Here is an 18,219-nt window from a genome sequence, read left to right as displayed (position 1 = left end):
AGTGTACGAACAGAAATATATCGATAGAGAAAAAAGCTGGTTAGCGTTTAATGCGAGAGTCCTTCAGGAAGCAGCAGACAACACCGTTCCGCTTTTAGACAGACTGCGTTTTGTTGGAATTTTTTCTAATAATTTAGATGAATTTTTTAGAGTCCGTTACGCTGCAATTCGAAGATTGAGCCTTTCCGGAATTTCTGGCGAAAAATACTTAGGAGGAGTTTCTGCTCATCAGTTAATTAAAGATATTACCGAAATTGTAATCCAGCAGCAATCAGAAAGTTTACGTATTCTGGGTAATATTGAAGCAGAGTTAGAAGCCGAAAATATCTTTATCATAAACGAAGATCAAATTACCGAAGATCAGAAAATCTTTCTTAAAGACTTTTTTGCTCAAAAATTAAGTCCCGAACTCGTTACGATTATCTTAAATGATTTAGCCGAATTTCCGATTCTAAAAGATACTTTGGGTTATTTGGCAGTTCGTTTAGAGATGAATACAAACGACGAAGTTCGTTATGCAGTTATCGAAATTCCAAAAACGATAAATAGGTTTGTCGTTCTTCCATCGCATGATGATAAACATTATGTCATTTTAATTGACGATGTTATACGTTATAATCTAAAAAATATATTTAATATTTTCGATTATAAAAGTGTTTCAGCACACATGATCAAAATTACCCGTGACGCTCAGTTAGATATTGATAGTGATTTGAGTAAAAGTATGCTCGAAAAAATTGCAACATCAGTAAAAGACAGGCGAATAGGAGAACCGGTACGTTTTATTTACGATAATTTAATCGAAAAAGATACACTGCATTTCTTTTTGGATAAAATGAAAATTGTAGAAACAGATAGTATTATTCCTGGCGGAAGATATCATAATCGTCGTGATTATATGAGCTTTCCAAACCTTGGGAGATACGATTTACTTTATAAACCAAACGAACCATTACCAATTCCGGGTTTAAGTCTGGGAGGAAGTATTCTCGAGAAAATCAGCAAAAAAGATTATTTATTACACGCACCATATCAGTCCTTTTCATACTTAACGAAGTTTCTACGTGAAGCAGCACTGGATCCTAAAGTAATGAGTATAAAAATCACTTTATACCGTTTAGCAAAGAATTCGCAAATCATTAGTTCGTTGATTAATGCAGCAAAAAATGGTAAAAAAGTAACCGTTCAAATTGAACTTCAGGCACGTTTTGATGAAGCATCGAATATCTCGTATGCAGAACAAATGCAAACCGAAGGTATTGATCTTATTTTTGGAATAAAAGGCTTAAAAGTACACAGTAAAATATGTGTCATAGAAAGAATTGAAGAAGGAAAAGCACGTCGATATGGATTTATTTCAACAGGAAATTTTAACGAATCGACAGCGAAAATTTATACAGATGTAACACTATTTACTTGTCATCAGGGAATTTTGAAGGATATTTCTAAAATCTTCGAATTTTTTGATATCAATTACAGAGTACACAGATACAAACATTTAATTGTATCGCCACATTATACACGAACAAAATTTATTAAACTAATTGATCGTGAAATTTTACATGCGCTGGCCGGAAGAAAAACGCATATAAAGCTTAAAATGAATAGTTTGTCAGATTTTAAAATGATCGACAAATTATACGAAGCCAGTAATGCAGGAGTGAAAATTCAGCTTCAGGTAAGAGGAATTTGTTCGTTAATACCTGGAATACCGGGAATGAGCGAAAATATTGAAGCCATAAGTATTGTTGATAATTACCTCGAGCATTCCAGAGTTTATATTTTTGGAAATGCCGGTTTGACCGAAGTATATATTTCGTCAGCTGATTTTATGACACGAAACCTTGATGGAAGAGTCGAAGTAACCTGCCCAATTTATGATCTAGAAATAAAAAAAGAATTAATAGATAATTTTAATATTGCCTGGAAAGGAAATGTTAAAGTAAGGTATCATTCCTATAAATTAGATAACAAATACAAACCGCGAAATCATCATGCCCCATTTAGAGCTCAATTTGAAACCTATAAATATTATCAAAATAAAGTTTCAGTGTTAGAAGCAATTTCGCAGAAATAAAATAATAAAATAAAGAATAATTTTCAAATCATAAGTGAGCATGATTAATATAAAGAAACTTGCAGCAATAGATATTGGTTCAAATGCCATGAGGCTTCTCATATCGAATGTTGTAGAACAAGAAGGCAAAGAACCTCAATTTAATAAGAGTTCGCTTGTTCGTGTGCCAATTCGTTTGGGACAAGATGCCTTTACAGTAGGAGAAATTTCAGAAGAAAATATAGATCGAATGGTAGATGCAATGAAAGCATTTAATCTTTTGATGAAAGTACATAAAGTAGAGCGTTATATGGCATTTGCTACTTCGGCAATGCGTGAAGCTTATAATGCCAAAGAAGTGGTGGCTTTGATTAAGAAGAAAGCTGACATAAAAATCGAAATTATCGATGGTAAAAAAGAAGCTGCTATTATTGCTTCGACTGATTTACATCATTTATTAAAAACAGACGAAACCTATCTTTTTGTAGATGTTGGCGGCGGAAGTACAGAGTTTACTTTGTTTTCTGACGGTAAGTTGATTAATTCCAGATCATTTAAAGCCGGAACAGTTCGTTTGCTAAATAATATGGTACATGATGTAGTTTGGGATGAAATCGAAAAATGGATTAAAACCAATACGGCAGATTATGAAGAAGTAACATTGATTGGTTCCGGCGGAAACATCAATAAATTGTTCAAAATGTCAGGAAAGCAGCAGGAAAAGCCGCTTTCGTATATTTATATCAATTCACAATATGCTTTTTTAAATTCATTGACTTACGAACAGAGGATTGCAGAATTGGGATTAAATTCAGATCGTGCCGACGTTATTATCCATGCTACAAGAATTTATCTCAATGCAATGAAATGGAGTGGTGCACGCCAAATTTACGTTCCAAAAATTGGACTTTCTGACGGAATCGTAAAAGCAATGTATTACGGTAAAATTTAATTTTTAAGATATAAAAGAAAGATTTTTTTGCCACGAATTTCACGAACTAGCACGAATTAATATTTCATCATTAAGAATAAAAAATTCGCGAAAATTTGTGAACTTCGAGGCATTTTTTTTTAAAATATTTGCTAAAAAAAATATAATATATGAACAAAACAAGACTCGAAGCTTTTAGTGATGGTGTTTTAGCTATTATCATAACGATTATGATTTTGGAAATTAAAGTGCCTCAAGGACATGAATTTGCCGATTTAAAACCGCTTATACCTAAGTTTCTCAGTTACATTTTAAGTTTTGTTTATGTTGGAATTTACTGGAACAATCACCATTATCTAATTCACGGAATGACTAAAATAAATGGAAAAATCCTTTGGGCTAATTTGCATTTATTGTTTTGGTTATCCTTAATTCCCCTTGCAACAGGCTGGATGGGAGAACATAATTTTGCAAAAGCCTCGATGACTTTGTATGGGGTTATATTGTTTTTGTCCTCAGTTGCTTATTTTATTTTACAACGGATTATAATCGTTAATGAAGGAGAAAATTCAGTATTGGCAAAAGCGATTGGCAGAGATTTAAAAGGTTATGTATCTTCTGTTTTGTATATTTTAGGAATCGTGTTTTCCTTTTACAGCGAATGGATTTCAGGTGCTGCTTATTTCATAGTAGCATTGTTATGGCTTATTCCCGATAAAAGAATTGAAAAGGTTTTTGCTTCTAAAAATTAATCTATTCTGAATATATAATGAAATCAGTTTTTCAGTCCATTCAACATTTATCGCAAAACGAATTAGATCTTTTAGATGATTTAATTACTTTCCGACAACTTAAAAAAGGAGAATTATTATCAAAAGAAAATCAGGTTTGTAATGAAATCTTTTTTATCAAAAAAGGGATTTTGCGTTCGTATTTTTTCAACCATCAGGGAGATGAAATCACAAATTGTTTTGCTTTCGAAAATGAATTTATGGCTTCATTCTCCAGTTTCATAACACAAAATGTAGCCGAAGAAAACATTCAGGCTTTAGCTGATACGGAGTTACAGGTTATAAGCTGTGAAAGTCTGGGGAAACTTTATAAATTAGGTATTCATTGGCAGGGAATTGGGAGAAAGCTAACTGAAATGGAATATGTAGCTCTTCAAAAAAGAATGATTTCTTTTCAGAAATTATCCGGGACACAACGTTATGAAGAACTTTATAAGAACCATCAAAAATATCTTCAGCTCATTCCATTGCAATATTTAGCTTCGTATTTAGGCGTTACGCCAAGGCATTTAAGCAGAATCCGTAAAGCGATTTTATAGGACATTTGTCCGGTTATCAAAAGAGATCTCATTATTATTTTTGCTGAAAACAATATATAATAATGAGAAAAAATATTTTAGTAATTGGAGGAACCGGTTTAGTAGGTAAAGTCATATTGCGAATTCTTCAGACAAGAAATCCTGACTTTAACCTGTTTGTTGGAAGTCGTAAATTAGGAAAGACCAACAATGATTTGCTTATTGATGTTAACAATCCGGCAACTTTTGATTGTATTACAGATAATAAAATAGACCTGATTGTATTGTGTACAAAAGATGGTAACAATGAGATTTTAGAGTTTGCAATAAAAAGCAAATTAGATTATATCGATATTACAAAACCCACTCCGGATTTGACTCTTGCTTATAATTTAGCTAAAGCAAACAGACAGAAAATAAATAGCCGAATTGTTTTTAGCTCTGGTTGGATGGGAGGTATTGTAGGCAGTTTGATTGATTTTACAGAGCCGGAGAAGCATAAAATTCAGGAGGCAAATATTTATATTTATTATTCTGTAAAAGATCTGGCAGGGAAAAGTTCAGCTAATTTTTTAGCCGAAAATGTATGTAAACCATTCGTTGTTTATAAAAATAACAAACCACAAAATGTCAAACATTTTTTAGATTCCGAAAAATTTAACTTCACATTCGGAATTGGAAAACGTCAGGTGTATAACCTCGATGTTCCGGATTTATTTATTTTAAACCAGATAGAAAAAATAGCAACTGTTTCAGTTAAAATGACCTATAATTCTAAGTTTGTAACCAGTTTAATGGGCTATTTTCAATCTCTTAAGATTTTTAATATCATGTTTTTAAGAGAAAGGCAATTGCTTTTTGGCTCAAGCGGAAATGGCGATCAAACCATTTTTGAAGTAGTCATTAAAACTTTGGATAAAATAAAAAGAGTTAGCTTGCAAAGTAGTAAAGGCCAAGCCGAATTGACTGCTTTTTCTACAGTTTTACATGTCGAAAAGATGTTGAGTAAAACTTTATCGGATGGGATTTACTTTAGCCATCAAATGCATTCGTCGCAAGAAATTTATGAAGCCTTAAATAGTTATAGTACCATTAATCTTAAAATAAGCGAATAAGACATGAAAAAAATACTGATTATAAACGGACATCCAAATCCATCAAGCTTTAATTTTGCGTTAACTGATAGTTATAAAAAAGGAGCAATTCAGTCTAAAGCTCAGATAGAAACCATAACTATATCTGAATTGCAATTTAATCCGAATCTACAATTTGGTTATCAAAAACGAACAGAATTAGAACCGGATTTGTTAGATGCGTGGGAGAAAATTAAGAGAGCGGATCATTTAGTGTGGATTCATCCTGTTTGGTGGGGAGGTTTGCCTGCAATTACTAAAGGATTTATAGATAGGTTGTTTTTACCCGGAATGGCATTTCAATACCGCGAAAATTCTGTTTGGTGGGACAAATTGCTAAAGGGCAAAACAGCTCATATTATTACAACATTAGATCAGCCAGGCTGGTATTACAGATTGTTTTTTGGCAGGCCAAGTGTCAATCAATTGAAAAAATCTACTCTGGAATTCTGTGGATTAAAACCTGTGAAGGTTACTTATATTGGTGTTATAAAAATGGCTGATGAAACACAAAGAGCAAAATGGCTCAAAAAAGTTTTTGATTTAGGACTGAGTAATAAGTAAAATTAATAAATATGCCATTGATTGTTGTACTTACTTTGCTAGTTAAATATCGATCAGGCAGTTGTAAAAAAGATTAAGTAGTTAAATCCAATCCAAATGTAGAGCGTAAAAGGTCAAGATTTGGATTGATTTCTATCAAACGATTGTATCGATCCTGATCATTTAAACTTCTTTTACTTTCAATAGCTTCATTAACATTAATTTGAATTGTAATGTTATGATTGTGCAAATGTCCTTTCAAATGTCCTAAAAGACCATTAATCTGGCTTTCGAAATCCAGTTTAGAACCTTCATTTGGTAATTCAAGAGTAATGTTTGTTCCATCCAGAGTTGGGTCGTTAATTAATAATAACGCCTCCATGATTTTAAAACCTTTGTCACCCAGACGTTGTGCATATTTGTTCCATTCTACTAACATTTCAGTCTCTGTAAAGTCTTCTGTTGGCATTACAGAAGTTGGTTTTACATAAGCTCTGGTGCTGGCTTCGAGTTCTTTTTTCTTGCGAATACTGGATAATGAAAAAGCAGAAATTTTAGGTTCGCTGCTTACTTCAGGTTTTGGTGTTTCTGCTTTGGGAGCTTCAACAACTTCCTTATTTTTTGCAGTTTCAACTTCTGGTGCAGTTGTATTTGCAGTTTCAACTTTTGGAGTCTTAACTTCAACTATAGAATAACCGCCATTCTTATAATAAGTAGGAGGAATTATGAATTGCTCAACTTTTTTTTTTCTCCATCAAAGCTGATAGAGGCCAATTGCATCAAACATAATTCGACCAAAAGACGTTGATTCTGACTTAATTTATATTTTAAATCGCAGTCATTTGCAATTTCTATTCCCTTCAATAAAAATTCCTGAGAGCATTTCTGTGCCTGAACATTGTACATTTGTTGCGCCTGTTCACCCACTTCAAGCAAAGCGATTGTAGCAGGAGTTTTGCTGACCAATAAATCTCTGAAATGCGAAGCCAGACCGGCAATAAAATGATGCCCGTCAAAACCTTTTGCAAGAATATCATTGTACGCCAATAAAAGATCCGGAATTTTATTTTCTAAAAGTAAATCGGTAATAGTAATGTACGTTTCATAATCTAAAACGTTCAGGTTTTCGGTTACTGCCTGACGCGTTAAGTTCGTGCCACAGTACGAAACCACACGGTCAAAAATTGATAAAGCATCACGCATTGCGCCATCAGCCTTTTGAGCAATAATGTGCAAAGCATCGTCTTCAAAATTGATTCCCTGACTTTTCGCAACTTCTGCTAAATGTTCTTTAGCATCTTTTACAGTAATTCTTTTGAAATCAAATATCTGGCAACGAGATAAAATCGTTGGAATAATCTTGTGTTTCTCTGTTGTAGCTAAAATAAAAATAGCATGTTTTGGCGGTTCTTCCAATGTTTTCAAAAACGCATTAAAAGCTGCCGAAGACAACATATGAACCTCGTCAATAATATAGACTTTATATTGTCCGGTTTGTGGCGGGATTCGAACCTGATCAATCAGACTTCGAATATCATCTACCGAGTTGTTTGAAGCCGCATCTAACTCAAAAACATTAAAAGCAAAATCTTCGTTAGGATCATCATATCCGGGCTGATTTATCTTACGGGCCAAAATACGTGCGCAAGTCGTTTTACCAACTCCACGTGGTCCTGTAAATAAAAGGGCAGAAGCAAGGTGATTGCTGTCAATAGCATTCAGCAAAGTATTGGTAATAGCTTTCTGGCCTACAACATCCTTAAACGTTTGTGGGCGATACTTACGGGCCGATACTACAAATTGTTCCATATTCTTTTTATTCGATAGCAAATATAGGCTGAAAATTGCCAATTCACAAATCTGAAATTCATAAATATTAGAAGGAATTTTGAGTAGTTTGAATATGAGAAAGTAAGAGATCCAATAGGATAAAATTAAATGCCTTTGGAATAAAAAAACAAGTATTTTTATAAAAAATATAAACAGAACTATTTTAATTTATGAACCAGTATAACTTTAAAAATAATATTTTAAATCTAAAGGTTAAAAGATCGCCATTGGCAGTTAGAATTGTAATGTTCTTTTTCGCTTTTGCATTTTTTGTTTTTCCTGTATTTGGAGCTATAGTCGGAATGTTGATGGGAAGCGGATTGCAATTCGGTTACTTTATTGGCATTGGCTTATTTTCGTTAATGGGATTTTATCTGCTTAGGGTTTCATTATGGAATACTTATGGAGAAGAAAATATTGAAATATTAGCTAACAAAGTTGTTTATGAAGCAAACTACGGATGGTTTAAAGACGGTAAAAAAGAATTAGTAATTTCAGCTCCAACTTATTCTTTTAAATCAGTTGGTTATGAAGAAGATAATGAAGGCGTTTTAGTTATTAGTTCTGAAAATGCTCAAATAGAATCAGTAGTAAAAATGTCAATACACGAGATTGAAGCATTGTTGTTTATTTTAGAACCAGCTGTTGTATAATAAATAGTGACTAAAAATAGTAGTTAATTTGAGATTTCCATTTATAAACCCCGCATGATATGAAAATATACCTTTTACTAACCACAATTGTATTCTCTTCTCTCCAGCTTCAGGCACAAACTGCTCAAGATACTATTGACATCAAACGTGTGGCATTGGCATACATTGAAGCGCAGCATACACCAAATCCTAAATTGATGGAAAGTGCTTTACATCCCCGATTGGTAAAAAGATCGGTTTTTAGAAGTAAAGCTGCTCAAAAAGATTTTATCTCAGAATACTTTGCAGAAAACATGGTTATTCTTGCTGAGACTTATAATGCAAAAGGGGACAAGTTTCCTAAAAAACCAAGAAAAGAAGTGAAGCTGTTAGATATTTCTGCAAGAACGGCTTCAGTAAAATTATTGGCTGATGCGTGGATAGATTATATGCACATTGTAAAAACTAACGGGGAGTGGAAAATAATAAATGTCCTTTGGCAATGCAATGATGTAACGCAGCACGAGTAAGTTTTAATTGAAACGATGAAATTAAGAAACTGTAAAAAATATAAATTTTATAATATTATTATGTAAAATCTTGATAATTAATTTATTAACTTTAGATGTTTAATTAATTAAAAAATATCTAATATGAAAATTAAATCTATTTTACTAGGATTGAGCCTTGCTCTTGCACTAGTGGCTTGTGGTCCTAAAGATGCGGATATTCAAAAAGAAATTTCTGCAAAACTGAGCGCTCTGCCAGGAGTTGAAGTTACTGTAAAAGATGGTGTTGCTACTATTTCAGGTATTTGTAAAGATGATGCTTTCAAGCAAAATGCAGAAAGTATTATTAAAGGAATTAAAGGAGTTAAATCTGTAGTGAATAATTGCGAAATTGCTGCACCGGAAACTGTTGCGCCTGCTCCTGTAGAGATTAATCCTGATAGCGTTTTAAACACTTCGGTAAATGAAGTAGTGAAAACGTACAACGGTGTTAGTGCTACCGTAAAAGACGGAGTTGTAACTCTTACAGGGAATATCAAAAAAGACCAATTGCCTAATTTGATTAAAAGTGTGCAGGAATTGAAACCTAAAAAAGTAGAAAACAAGTTAACTATTAAATAATTAAGTTATGAGTTTACAAGATAAATACAAAGAGTTAACGGATTTGGCGACTAATTTAGGGATAGCTAATTTGCAGGTAAGAGAACAAGATAATGTTTTGTATATTGATGGTACAGCAAAATCTGCAGATGACAAAGAAAAAATCTGGAGTGCCTACGGAAAAATAGATCCTGATTTTAGAGCAGCTGATGCAGTTATAAATATCACTGTTGCCGAAGGAAAAACTACTGATTACACAGTTGTCAGCGGTGATTCATTATCTAAAATAGGGAAAGAACATGGTGTTTCCTGGGAAGCGATTTTTGAAGCGAATAGAGATATTATTAAAAATCCGAGCCTGATTCAGCCGGGTTGGAAAATAAAAATACCAACAGCATAATTATTTATGAGCTGTTATTGAAAGTCCGTCTTATGATGGACTTTTTTTATGGCTTATTGTTGAGAGATAGCACGCGGATGGTACGGATTCGCTATTGCGAAAACGCTGATTTATACGGATTTTTTATGCTCATTTTTTCATTCGATTTCTATTATAAAGCCTAATCTTTTTTTTAGGAGCTAATTCCCGCTATCCGTTCCAATCTTTTGTGTCCGCCGCGGCGGACACAAAAGGATTTCCACTTCTACCGGGGCTGGGACAATCATTTTCATAATAATATTTTCGTCTATTTGTCATCCTGACGCAGGAAAGATCACAAGAAGCTCGACAAAGATTGCGGAATTACTAGTGTGATCCTTCCTGGGTCAGGATGACAAGATTGTGGTAACTTTATTTTGAACAATTAAAAAAGAATAAAATCCATTTTTAATCCGCGTTTTCGCAATAGCGAACACATGTCATCCGCATGCTATGACAAAGATTATGGAATTACTTTGTCAGGTTATGAGTGTGATCCTTCGTTCAGGATAACAAAATAGACCAAAATATTATTATGAATTCTAAAGCCATAGCCCTGATCGTAGCGACATCCTTTTGCTTGCTCCTTTAGCAAGTAAAAGATATAGCGTACAGCGGGAACAGCTCCTGAAAATTACCTTCCCTTTATACTCAAATCGCTTAAAAACTTAGCAGTTTCCTGATCTGAGTCCGCAGAGAAACCTGATACGTAAACTCCTTTTTTGCCTGATGTTGATTTAATTCCGTATACAACTGCCTCATCGCCCGGGTCTGAATTTCCCTCGTATCGATACACATGAACAATTTCAAATTTTTCAGGATTTTTTTTTATCATATCTGAGTTTAAATTAAAATCAAACGTAAATCCTTTTTCATTCAATTGATCTAAAGCTTTTGAAACAGTTGCGTAGTGATACATTCTAATCATGATAATTGAATTTTAAAATTATGGATTTTAAAGATAACTAATTTAAAATTAAATTGTTATGAAATTAAGTCAAAAAACTAAAATTTAAAATCATTATTGTTAGTGTATAAATACCTATTTTTGCGCCGCAGACCGCCTTATCGTCGTCCTGATTTATTAGGAGGGAGGAAAGTCCGGACACCAAAGAGAAGCATAGCGGGTAATACCCGTCGGCGTTAGAAATGGCGCAAGGACAAGTGCAACAGAAAGTATGTACAGGTAATGCTGTAGTGAAACCAGGTAAACTCTATGCGGTGAAATACCAAGTATATCAGCATTTAAGGGCTTCTCGTCCGTTGTTGAAGGGTAGGTAGCTTGAGTCCCGTAGTAATGCGGGATCTAGATAAATGATAAGGCTCTGATTTATCAGAGACAGAATCCGGCTTATAGGTCTGCATTTTTTTTATATTTGTGAAACGCTCTAATCTATTTTCATGAATAACCCATCAAAACTCTATTTGTGAATGTATTGCTTTGTGTGATGGCACGCCGATGAAACGGATTCTCTTTCGCGAAAACGCTGATTGAACTGATTCTCTCACATAGTACTCTCATTTTTTTGATTTCGACCGGAGAAAGAAATCACAGTTGCAATTCGATAAAGATTGGCAATGAAAAACTATTTTAATAATTGATTATGAAAAAAAGAATCGGAATTTTAGGACTCGGTGGAGTTGGTGGTTATTTTGGCGGACTTTTAGCCAAAGAATATTATAAATCTGATGATGTCGAAGTAATTTTTATTGCACGCGGTGAAACCCAAAAAGCAATTGCCGAAAATGGCTTGAAAATTATTACTGATGATTCTGAGACAATTGTTTATCCAAAAATGGTTTCGAACAATCCGAACGAAATTGGTGTGTTAGATTATTTGATCTGCGCTACCAAAACCTATGATATTGAGGAAAGTTTGCTTTCATTGCAGCAATGTATTTCTCCAAAAACTATAATTCTTCCGTTATATAATGGTGTTGATGCACCGGAACGTATTCAGAAATTATTTCCTGACAATGAGGTTTTGCAAGGTTGTGTTTATATTATTTCAATGATTTTTTCACCCGGAACAATTCGGAAAATTGGTTTTTATGAAAAGTTATTTTTTGGCTCAAAAACAGCTTCAGTTTCTAAACTAAATCAGCTTCAAAGTATTTTTCATAAAGCTAATATTGAAAGTTATCTGGTTGATAATATCGAAGAGACCGTTTGGGAGAAATTTATTTTTATTTCGGCTCTGGCTACGGTGACTTCTTATTTGAATCAGAATATTGGCGAAATTTTAGATAATCCGGATTCAAAAGCATTATATGTAGAATTACTAAAGGAAATCGAATCTGTTACTAAAGCAAAAGGTTTAAAATTACCTGACGATATTGTAAATCAGACTATCATAAAACTAGAGAAATCGCCTAAAGAAGCGACTTCATCTATGCATAGAGATTATTTAGCAGGTAATAAAATAGAAGCAAATTCGCTTACAAAATTTGTAGTGAACGAAGCTGCGAAATATGGCGTTAAAACTCCTCTATATGAAAAAATAAGTAATGTATTATTCTTGTCTTAGAAGTCTATGCTTCATCTTTTGTAGCGCGAACTAAGCTAATCCCGGACATGAAAAATACAATACCAAGTATACCGTAAATAATTAATGATTTAATGTCTCGTGTTTCGCCTGAAGTACCTGCGAATATAACAGCAGTGTAAATCAAACCAACTATTCCGAGGATCGTAAGTAACCCACCGAAAAATCTTTTTAGGTTCATGATGTTTGGATTTAAATGTTTCATTACAAATGTATTACGCGGTTTGTGAATAACGTTATATAATTGATTCTAAAACTTATATCATTTACAGTCTCGAATTCTAAATCTTAATAACCTTTGATTGACCTATAATTATCGAAACATTTTTGTTGTAAGAAAATATTTTGTTTTTAATTTGTTTGTATTGTTTTAATCTTATTTTTGATGCAACTTAATTAAAACCAAATATGAAAAAAAATTACCTGTTTTTATTTTTATCGATTCTTTTTATTAATGCTGTTCAAGCACAGGATGAAGCAGCAATTGCTGTTGAGAAACATCAATTCAAGATTAATATGTTATTGCCGGGCTTTGCTTACGAATACGGTTTTGATTCGAAAAACACCTTATATTCTGAGTTGAGCATAGGAGCGGGATATAGTTATAATGGTTTTTACGATGAGTCTAATTTTTATATTTTCCCAATGATTAATGAGCAATTTCGTCATTATTATAATTTAGAAAAAAGAGCGCAAAAAGGAAAAAGAACTGCTCGTAATTCCGGAAATTATTTAGCGCTTAATGCGTTGTATAATTTTAAGTCGATTTCCAGCAACGAAAAATACAGAGAGTTAGATCCGTCTTTTACAATTGCGGTTCTTTGGGGATTGCAGCGTACTTATAAAGGCAGGTTTAATCTTGATTTTAATATAGGTCCCGGAATTAATTTTGATAAATATGATACTGAATTCTCTCCGGTCGCAAACTTTACTTTAGGTTGGGTTATTGGAAAATAATTCCTCAATAAGATTTTAGAAAACCTTGATTTGTCAAGGTTTTTCTATTTTAAATTCCAATCCAATATTTCGAGTGCTTTCAATTTTTATTTTTGGATCTGAATTAAAATATTTTCTAAGTCTGCTGACAAAAACGTCCATACTGCGTCCTGAGAAATAATCATCTTTTTTCCAGACAGACATTAAAATGTGGTCCCTCTTTAATAACTGATTGTGGTTCAGATATAAATACTCAATAAGAGAAGCTTCCATTTCTGTGAGTTTCTGAACATGATTTTTATTACTTAAAGTTAATCTTTGATTATCAAATATATAAGACCCAATTTCAATTATATTCTCTCCATTAAGACTTCTCTTTTGTTCGATTCTCTTTAGAATATTCTGCAAGCGCAGAACAAGTTCGTCAACTTCAAAAGGTTTTATGATATAGTCGTCTGCACCCAGTTTTAATCCAATGATTTTGTCTTCTTGTAACTTTCTTGCGGTTAGAAAAATAAATGGAATCTCAGGATTGATTGTAATTATTTTTTCGGCCAGTGAAAATCCGTCCAATTTTGGCATCATGACATCAAAGATGCAAATATCAAAAGATTGGTTTTTGAAATAGTCCAAAGCTATTTCTCCATTTTCTGCCCAGACAACTTCAAATTGATGCAATTCTAAATACTTTTTTAGAATCCCGGCAAAATCAAAATCATCTTCAGCTAAAAGTAATTTTTTCAAAATAATGTAATATTAAACTTTTAATAAAATAGTAAATTGGGTTCCTTTTCCTAAATCGCTCACAACGCTAACAGTGCCTTGATGCGCTTTTATAATTTGAGCAACATAATACAAGCCTAAACCTAGGCCTTTTGTATTGTGAAGATTTCCTTGTGCTACGCGATAAAATTTTTCAAATAAAAGTGATTGTTTGTTCTTTTCAATTCCAATTCCGTCATCTTCAATACTAATCGAAAATTGATTTTGAACTAGTCGTGTTTTTATCGTAATCTTATTTGATCCATATTTTACAGCATTTTCCAGAACATTTAAAAAAGCAGTTGTCAGATGAAATTTATCTAAAACTAAAATGGTTTTCTGTGTTTGAAAATCAGTTTGAAGGTCGATTTTTGGATATGTAATCTTAAAATCATTCACGATTGTTAACAGAAAATCTTCCGTTTCTATTTTTTCTTTTTGCAATTCGATTCCACTTTCTGCCAATGAATTTGCCATAACCTGATCGATTAAATTTTGTAAACGATTGTTCTGGCGTGAAATCGTATTTATGATAGCATTAAAATTTTCGTCATTATCCCGAATATCTTTTCGTTCTAATATCTTGGTCGAAATACCTAAAGTAGTCAAAGGTGTTTTAAGTTCGTGGGTAATATTATTAATGAAATCTGTTTTGATATCGTTTACTTTTTTCTGCTTTATTAATGCTTTTATCGCAATGATAAAGAGTGTTATTATCGTTACTATCGACAGTAGTGACAAAATCAAAACAAACGTCATTCGTCTTAAAATAATCATTTCCCAGTCGATTACAGAAACATACATAGAATCTTCAGTCAAAAGCTTGTATTCCTGATTCTGGTAGGTTCCGTTTGTAGTGCCAACGTAATTACGAATGAGAAAAGCATGATTTAAAGAGGCGAGATTTCCGTAGAGTTTATTTTTGATAAAAGGTTTTTCAGAGAAAATGGTGTCCGCTTTTTTAGCATTTTGGTACAGTACAAATTTGTTCAGGACAATAGCGAAATCTATTTTTATGTTGGGTAAATCCCTTTGAAATTTACGTTGGATTTTCTGCGTTAAAACATCGTTATATTCATTGTCAAGAATGTAAGATTTGACTTCAGGTCTTGTGTTTTTTCCCTGAAGATAATTTTCAGATAATTGTTTGTAAAGTGCCTCTTTTTTAGAAACTATAACTGAATCAATATCACTGTAATCATTAGAAATCTTCGCAATTTCATTCTTAATTTCAGTATGAAACTGCGCCACTTTATAATCATAAGTCGTTTTTACTAAATAGCATTGTACCGCAGATAAAACAATCAAAGCGACGACAGAAAAGGCTATTAATAAATTGATTCTTTGTTTCATTAGTTGTTATGTTATGGCGCGCGGATGACACGGATCAAACTGGTTTACATGGATTTCTATTATGGGTAATGCAGATTAAAATTTTTGGAGGTTTTACAAAATATGAAAACCTGTTTTTAACCTGTTTAAACCGCAAAATTCGTGGGCTATTTCCAATTCAAAAATAATGCTTTTATCATATAATAAATGCATTAACTCCGCATTAACCTTCAATTAACCTACAGAACCTTTTTTTAGAAGCACTTTTGCGGGATTCGAACTTTAAATCAAATCAAAAATGAATCTGTTTTTGCCCTTTAAACTTTTTCTGATTCTGCTCTTTTTCTTGCTTTCCTTAATAGGAAATGCCCAATCTAAAACTCCAAAAGACAGTATTTCAAATGATCTTAATGAAGTTGTTGTCAGTAAGAGTCAAAAGACTTTTACCAATACCAACGGAAATATAAAAGTAGATGTTGCTAATTCTATTTATAGCTCAATCCCCAATACAGTAGATTTATTGTCAAAATTACCAACCATTCAGGTAAGTTCAGACAAAGAAAGTATTTCAGTTATTGGTCGTGGAAATCCTCTAATCTATATCGACAATCAAAGGGTTGGGATGAATGATTTACATGCTTTGGCTGTAGCCGATATTAAAACGATCGAAATCATTCAGAATCCATCTTCTAAATACGAAGCCGAAGGACGTTCTGTAATTTTGATTACTAGAAAATTTAGTAAAAAAGATAGTTTTAGGACCGAAGTTTCTGAGGTTGCTTCCTTTAGGAAAAAGTACAATAACTATCTTGGATTTAATACCAGTTTTAAAAAGAATAAAATCGAATGGAAAGCCAATTTCAATTACAATCAGTTGCAGCCCTGGGAAAATCATAGTATAGATTATCAAATTCCTGATGCTGACATTGCTTCAAAATATGATGTGACAGCCTACTCAAAAAAAAGACAATTTGTTTTTGGCGGCAGTTTATTTTATAAAATTAATGAAGATGATTATTTTTCGTTTAGTGTGAATAGTAGATTACAAAAAGACCTTTTTCCGATCAATACCATTACAGATAATAAAAATAAAAATATAGAAAATAACGTTGTGACTTATAGTGATAATGACAGCAAAAAAAAATTTGTGAATTCATTTTTGAATTATAATAAAAAAATAAAAGCAATAGATACGCAGGTTTTTGCTGGTTTGCAATATTCGAATTTTGATCAGGGATTATGGAGCCAGGTTGAAAATAATTATAATAATACTCAATTTGAATTGGCACAACTTCGGGATCAGAAATTTAATGTCAATGTGTTTTCAGGAAGAATAGATGTAGAAAAGAAGTTTAAAAACGAAATGAAATTTGAAATAGGAGGATTGTATGCAGCAGCAGATTCAAAATCTGATTCAGATATATTTGATTATGAAAACAGTAAAAGTGAAATTAACCATTATGATTTTAAGGAACAAAATTTAGCCGGTTATAGTCAGCTTTCCGGAAAGATTAAAAAAGTAGATTTCTCAGTAGGATTTAGAGTTGAAAATACCAACGTAGACGGAAAATTCAAGACAGACCAACTGCCTTTAATAAATAAAAATTACACCAATTTTTTCCCTAAAGCACAATTTTCAGTTGCTATCGACAGTACAAAAAATATTAGTGTAAATTATGCCAAAAGTATTTCAAGACCCAATTATTCATCTTTAAGTCAGGGCACAACATACATAAATCCGTATTTTTTATACGCTAGAAATATCAATTTGGATCCAACAATTGTCAACGAAATTTCTTCGACATTTCAGTACCATAATAAATCAGTTAAATTCACATATTATCAAAATACAAATCCGGTTTATAATAGTTTCTTCTTTGATACGGAGCTGAATATAATGACTTTTAAAGATGAAAATTTTGACAGGGAATCTGCTTTTGTTCTCGATTTCGAATTGCCTTTTACTTATAAATTCTGGACCATAACAAATTCTTTAGTTTTTGTTTCAGAGAAGATCGAAGATGCTTCGGCGGTATTTTTATCTTCAAAACCATATGCGTATTATTACTCAAACAACGAATTTAAACTTCCAAAAGGATATACGGCAATTCTTGCTTTGAGAGGAGTTACAAAACAAAACAAAGGTGTTTTTGAAAGGAATGCGAGAGCAATGGTAGATATGGCAGTTTCGAAAACATTCTTTAAAAATTGGAATTGCAGTCTGAATTTTAATAATGTATTTAAAAAGATAGATGAAGAAGAGGTCTTTACAATTAATAACATCAATTCAAAAGCAAGATATTTGGTGGATGAACATGAGATCTCAATTTCGATCAGGTATTCTTTTGGAAAAGTAAAGGAAACTGAATTTAAAGGAAAAAGAATGGAGGAGAATTCCGAAAGAGTAAATTAGAAAGAGAAAAAACAGCAAGTCTAATTATTTTTAACACATAGAAAACATAGATTTGCTGTGTAGGAAAAAGGCATTTCACTTATTTAAAAAGCACAAAGTGACTGTGTGAGAGAAATGTATTTCTTTTTGTTTTCTTATTACGAATAGAGCACTATATTTCTATGTGCTAATTTTTTTTTCGAATTATAATAACATTTGCTGAAATATTGTCTCCCTGAGCGAAGTCGAAATCTTTGAAGAATCACGATTTCGCTCTATTTGACCTAATA

General features: G+C 32.6%; 20 protein-coding genes and 1 other RNA gene. 15 read left to right on the top strand and 6 right to left on the bottom strand.

The features are described from left to right. Position 1: 1 nt before the first annotated feature. The 6 genes from ppk1 (at position 2) to QLQ94_RS21130 (ending at position 5,993) form a co-directional block, all read left to right on the top strand. A complete protein-coding gene (gene ppk1, locus QLQ94_RS21155) occupies positions 2-2,077 on the top strand; it encodes a polyphosphate kinase 1 (protein WP_271337609.1) in 2,076 nt (691 codons plus the stop codon). Between the two features lie 40 nt (positions 2,078-2,117). Beyond that, positions 2,118-3,008: a Ppx/GppA phosphatase family protein gene (locus QLQ94_RS21150; RefSeq protein WP_072964926.1), complete on the top strand. Its 891-nt coding sequence runs from the start codon at positions 2,118-2,120 to the stop codon at positions 3,006-3,008. Between the two features lie 149 nt (positions 3,009-3,157). Next, complete coding sequence (locus QLQ94_RS21145; protein WP_482498434.1) at positions 3,158-3,739, top strand: TMEM175 family protein; 582 nt, start codon at positions 3,158-3,160, stop codon at positions 3,737-3,739. A gap of 17 nt (positions 3,740-3,756) precedes the next feature. Further along, entirely contained in the window at positions 3,757-4,317 is a 561-nt protein-coding gene (locus QLQ94_RS21140) for a Crp/Fnr family transcriptional regulator (protein ID WP_482498433.1), read from the top strand. A 62-nt stretch (positions 4,318-4,379) separates the two neighbouring features. After that, positions 4,380-5,411, top strand: coding sequence for a saccharopine dehydrogenase family protein (locus QLQ94_RS21135; RefSeq protein WP_271337605.1), 1,032 nt, complete (start codon positions 4,380-4,382; stop codon positions 5,409-5,411). 3 nt (positions 5,412-5,414) lie between these two features. Continuing rightward, complete coding sequence (locus QLQ94_RS21130; protein ID WP_271337604.1) at positions 5,415-5,993, top strand: NAD(P)H-dependent oxidoreductase; 579 nt, start codon at positions 5,415-5,417, stop codon at positions 5,991-5,993. Between the two features lie 73 nt (positions 5,994-6,066). Here QLQ94_RS21130 and QLQ94_RS21125 read toward each other — a convergent pair whose 3' ends face one another. Then, complete coding sequence (locus tag QLQ94_RS21125; protein WP_271337603.1) at positions 6,067-6,441, bottom strand: DNA polymerase III; 375 nt, start codon at positions 6,439-6,441, stop codon at positions 6,067-6,069. A 52-nt stretch (positions 6,442-6,493) separates the two neighbouring features. Between QLQ94_RS21125 and QLQ94_RS21120 the strand changes: the two genes are divergently transcribed. After that, on the top strand, positions 6,494-6,667 hold the full coding sequence (locus QLQ94_RS21120; protein ID WP_271337602.1) for a hypothetical protein: 174 nt from the start codon (positions 6,494-6,496) through the stop codon (positions 6,665-6,667). Positions 6,668-6,695: 28 nt separating this feature from the next. Here QLQ94_RS21120 and dnaX read toward each other — a convergent pair whose 3' ends face one another. Continuing rightward, positions 6,696-7,781, bottom strand: a complete 1,086-nt coding sequence (dnaX, locus tag QLQ94_RS21115; protein ID WP_271337601.1) for a DNA polymerase III subunit gamma/tau — start codon at positions 7,779-7,781, stop codon at positions 6,696-6,698. Positions 7,782-8,029: 248 nt separating this feature from the next. Here dnaX and QLQ94_RS21110 point away from each other — a divergent pair, with 248 nt between their 5' ends. From QLQ94_RS21110 to QLQ94_RS21095, 4 genes are all read left to right on the top strand, one after another. Then, complete coding sequence (locus QLQ94_RS21110) at positions 8,030-8,455, top strand: hypothetical protein (RefSeq protein ID WP_482498430.1); 426 nt, start codon at positions 8,030-8,032, stop codon at positions 8,453-8,455. Positions 8,456-8,514: 59 nt separating this feature from the next. After that, positions 8,515-8,964 (top strand): nuclear transport factor 2 family protein, encoded by a 450-nt coding sequence (locus QLQ94_RS21105; RefSeq protein ID WP_482498428.1) that lies wholly within the window; start codon positions 8,515-8,517, stop codon positions 8,962-8,964. A 123-nt stretch (positions 8,965-9,087) separates the two neighbouring features. Further along, positions 9,088-9,564, top strand: coding sequence for a BON domain-containing protein (locus tag QLQ94_RS21100; RefSeq protein WP_271337598.1), 477 nt, complete (start codon positions 9,088-9,090; stop codon positions 9,562-9,564). A gap of 7 nt (positions 9,565-9,571) precedes the next feature. Continuing rightward, complete coding sequence (locus tag QLQ94_RS21095; protein WP_271337597.1) at positions 9,572-9,943, top strand: LysM peptidoglycan-binding domain-containing protein; 372 nt, start codon at positions 9,572-9,574, stop codon at positions 9,941-9,943. A 652-nt stretch (positions 9,944-10,595) separates the two neighbouring features. Here QLQ94_RS21095 and QLQ94_RS21090 read toward each other — a convergent pair. Further along, on the bottom strand, positions 10,596-10,889 hold the full coding sequence (locus QLQ94_RS21090; RefSeq protein WP_271337596.1) for an SH3 domain-containing protein: 294 nt from the start codon (positions 10,887-10,889) through the stop codon (positions 10,596-10,598). Positions 10,890-11,013: 124 nt separating this feature from the next. On the opposite strand from QLQ94_RS21090, the gene rnpB reads away from it, so the two are divergent. Further along, positions 11,014-11,331: RNase P RNA component class A (rnpB, locus tag QLQ94_RS21085), an RNA gene on the top strand. A gap of 234 nt (positions 11,332-11,565) precedes the next feature. Continuing rightward, positions 11,566-12,489 (top strand): ketopantoate reductase family protein, encoded by a 924-nt coding sequence (locus QLQ94_RS21080; RefSeq protein WP_482498425.1) that lies wholly within the window; start codon positions 11,566-11,568, stop codon positions 12,487-12,489. Between the two features lie 4 nt (positions 12,490-12,493). On the opposite strand, the gene QLQ94_RS21075 is transcribed toward QLQ94_RS21080, so the two are convergent. Further along, on the bottom strand, positions 12,494-12,712 hold the full coding sequence (locus tag QLQ94_RS21075) for a hypothetical protein (RefSeq protein WP_271337594.1): 219 nt from the start codon (positions 12,710-12,712) through the stop codon (positions 12,494-12,496). 203 nt (positions 12,713-12,915) lie between these two features. On the opposite strand from QLQ94_RS21075, the gene QLQ94_RS21070 reads away from it, so the two are divergent. Further along, on the top strand, positions 12,916-13,464 hold the full coding sequence (locus QLQ94_RS21070) for a DUF3575 domain-containing protein (RefSeq protein ID WP_271337593.1): 549 nt from the start codon (positions 12,916-12,918) through the stop codon (positions 13,462-13,464). Positions 13,465-13,497: 33 nt separating this feature from the next. Here the strand turns inward: QLQ94_RS21070 and QLQ94_RS21065 are convergent, their stop codons facing one another. Further along, a complete protein-coding gene (locus tag QLQ94_RS21065) occupies positions 13,498-14,187 on the bottom strand; it encodes a response regulator transcription factor (protein ID WP_271337592.1) in 690 nt (229 codons plus the stop codon). A gap of 12 nt (positions 14,188-14,199) precedes the next feature. Next, entirely contained in the window at positions 14,200-15,558 is a 1,359-nt protein-coding gene (locus tag QLQ94_RS21060; protein ID WP_271337591.1) for a sensor histidine kinase, read from the bottom strand. 277 nt (positions 15,559-15,835) lie between these two features. On the opposite strand from QLQ94_RS21060, the gene QLQ94_RS21055 reads away from it, so the two are divergent. After that, on the top strand, positions 15,836-17,950 hold the full coding sequence (locus tag QLQ94_RS21055) for an outer membrane beta-barrel family protein (RefSeq protein ID WP_271337590.1): 2,115 nt from the start codon (positions 15,836-15,838) through the stop codon (positions 17,948-17,950). The last annotated feature ends 269 nt before the right edge of the window (positions 17,951-18,219 follow it).

The organism is Flavobacterium sp. B114r, from assembly GCF_056824125.1.
Note: the sequence above shows the minus strand (reverse complement) of the source record. Positions and strands in the feature narration are given on the sequence as shown.

Bases quoted from the DNA above. Each gene is read 5' to 3' on its own strand.
- QLQ94_RS21150 (WP_072964926.1), top strand. From the start codon at position 2,118: ATGATTAATATAAAGAAACTTGCAGCAATAGATATTGGTTCAAATGCC.
- QLQ94_RS21145 (WP_482498434.1), top strand. From the start codon at position 3,158: ATGAACAAAACAAGACTCGAAGCTTTTAGTGATGGTGTTTTAGCTATT.
- QLQ94_RS21140 (WP_482498433.1), top strand. From the start codon at position 3,757: ATGAAATCAGTTTTTCAGTCCATTCAACATTTATCGCAAAACGAATTA.
- QLQ94_RS21135 (WP_271337605.1), top strand. From the start codon at position 4,380: ATGAGAAAAAATATTTTAGTAATTGGAGGAACCGGTTTAGTAGGTAAA.
- QLQ94_RS21130 (WP_271337604.1), top strand. From the start codon at position 5,415: ATGAAAAAAATACTGATTATAAACGGACATCCAAATCCATCAAGCTTT.
- QLQ94_RS21125 (WP_271337603.1), bottom strand. From the start codon at position 6,441: ATGCCAACAGAAGACTTTACAGAGACTGAAATGTTAGTAGAATGGAAC.
- dnaX (WP_271337601.1), bottom strand. From the start codon at position 7,781: ATGGAACAATTTGTAGTATCGGCCCGTAAGTATCGCCCACAAACGTTT.
- QLQ94_RS21105 (WP_482498428.1), top strand. From the start codon at position 8,515: ATGAAAATATACCTTTTACTAACCACAATTGTATTCTCTTCTCTCCAG.
- QLQ94_RS21100 (WP_271337598.1), top strand. From the start codon at position 9,088: ATGAAAATTAAATCTATTTTACTAGGATTGAGCCTTGCTCTTGCACTA.
- QLQ94_RS21095 (WP_271337597.1), top strand. From the start codon at position 9,572: ATGAGTTTACAAGATAAATACAAAGAGTTAACGGATTTGGCGACTAAT.
- QLQ94_RS21090 (WP_271337596.1), bottom strand. From the start codon at position 10,889: ATGATTAGAATGTATCACTACGCAACTGTTTCAAAAGCTTTAGATCAA.
- QLQ94_RS21080 (WP_482498425.1), top strand. From the start codon at position 11,566: ATGAAAAAAAGAATCGGAATTTTAGGACTCGGTGGAGTTGGTGGTTAT.
- QLQ94_RS21075 (WP_271337594.1), bottom strand. From the start codon at position 12,712: ATGAAACATTTAAATCCAAACATCATGAACCTAAAAAGATTTTTCGGT.
- QLQ94_RS21070 (WP_271337593.1), top strand. From the start codon at position 12,916: ATGAAAAAAAATTACCTGTTTTTATTTTTATCGATTCTTTTTATTAAT.
- QLQ94_RS21060 (WP_271337591.1), bottom strand. From the start codon at position 15,558: ATGAAACAAAGAATCAATTTATTAATAGCCTTTTCTGTCGTCGCTTTG.
- QLQ94_RS21055 (WP_271337590.1), top strand. From the start codon at position 15,836: ATGAATCTGTTTTTGCCCTTTAAACTTTTTCTGATTCTGCTCTTTTTC.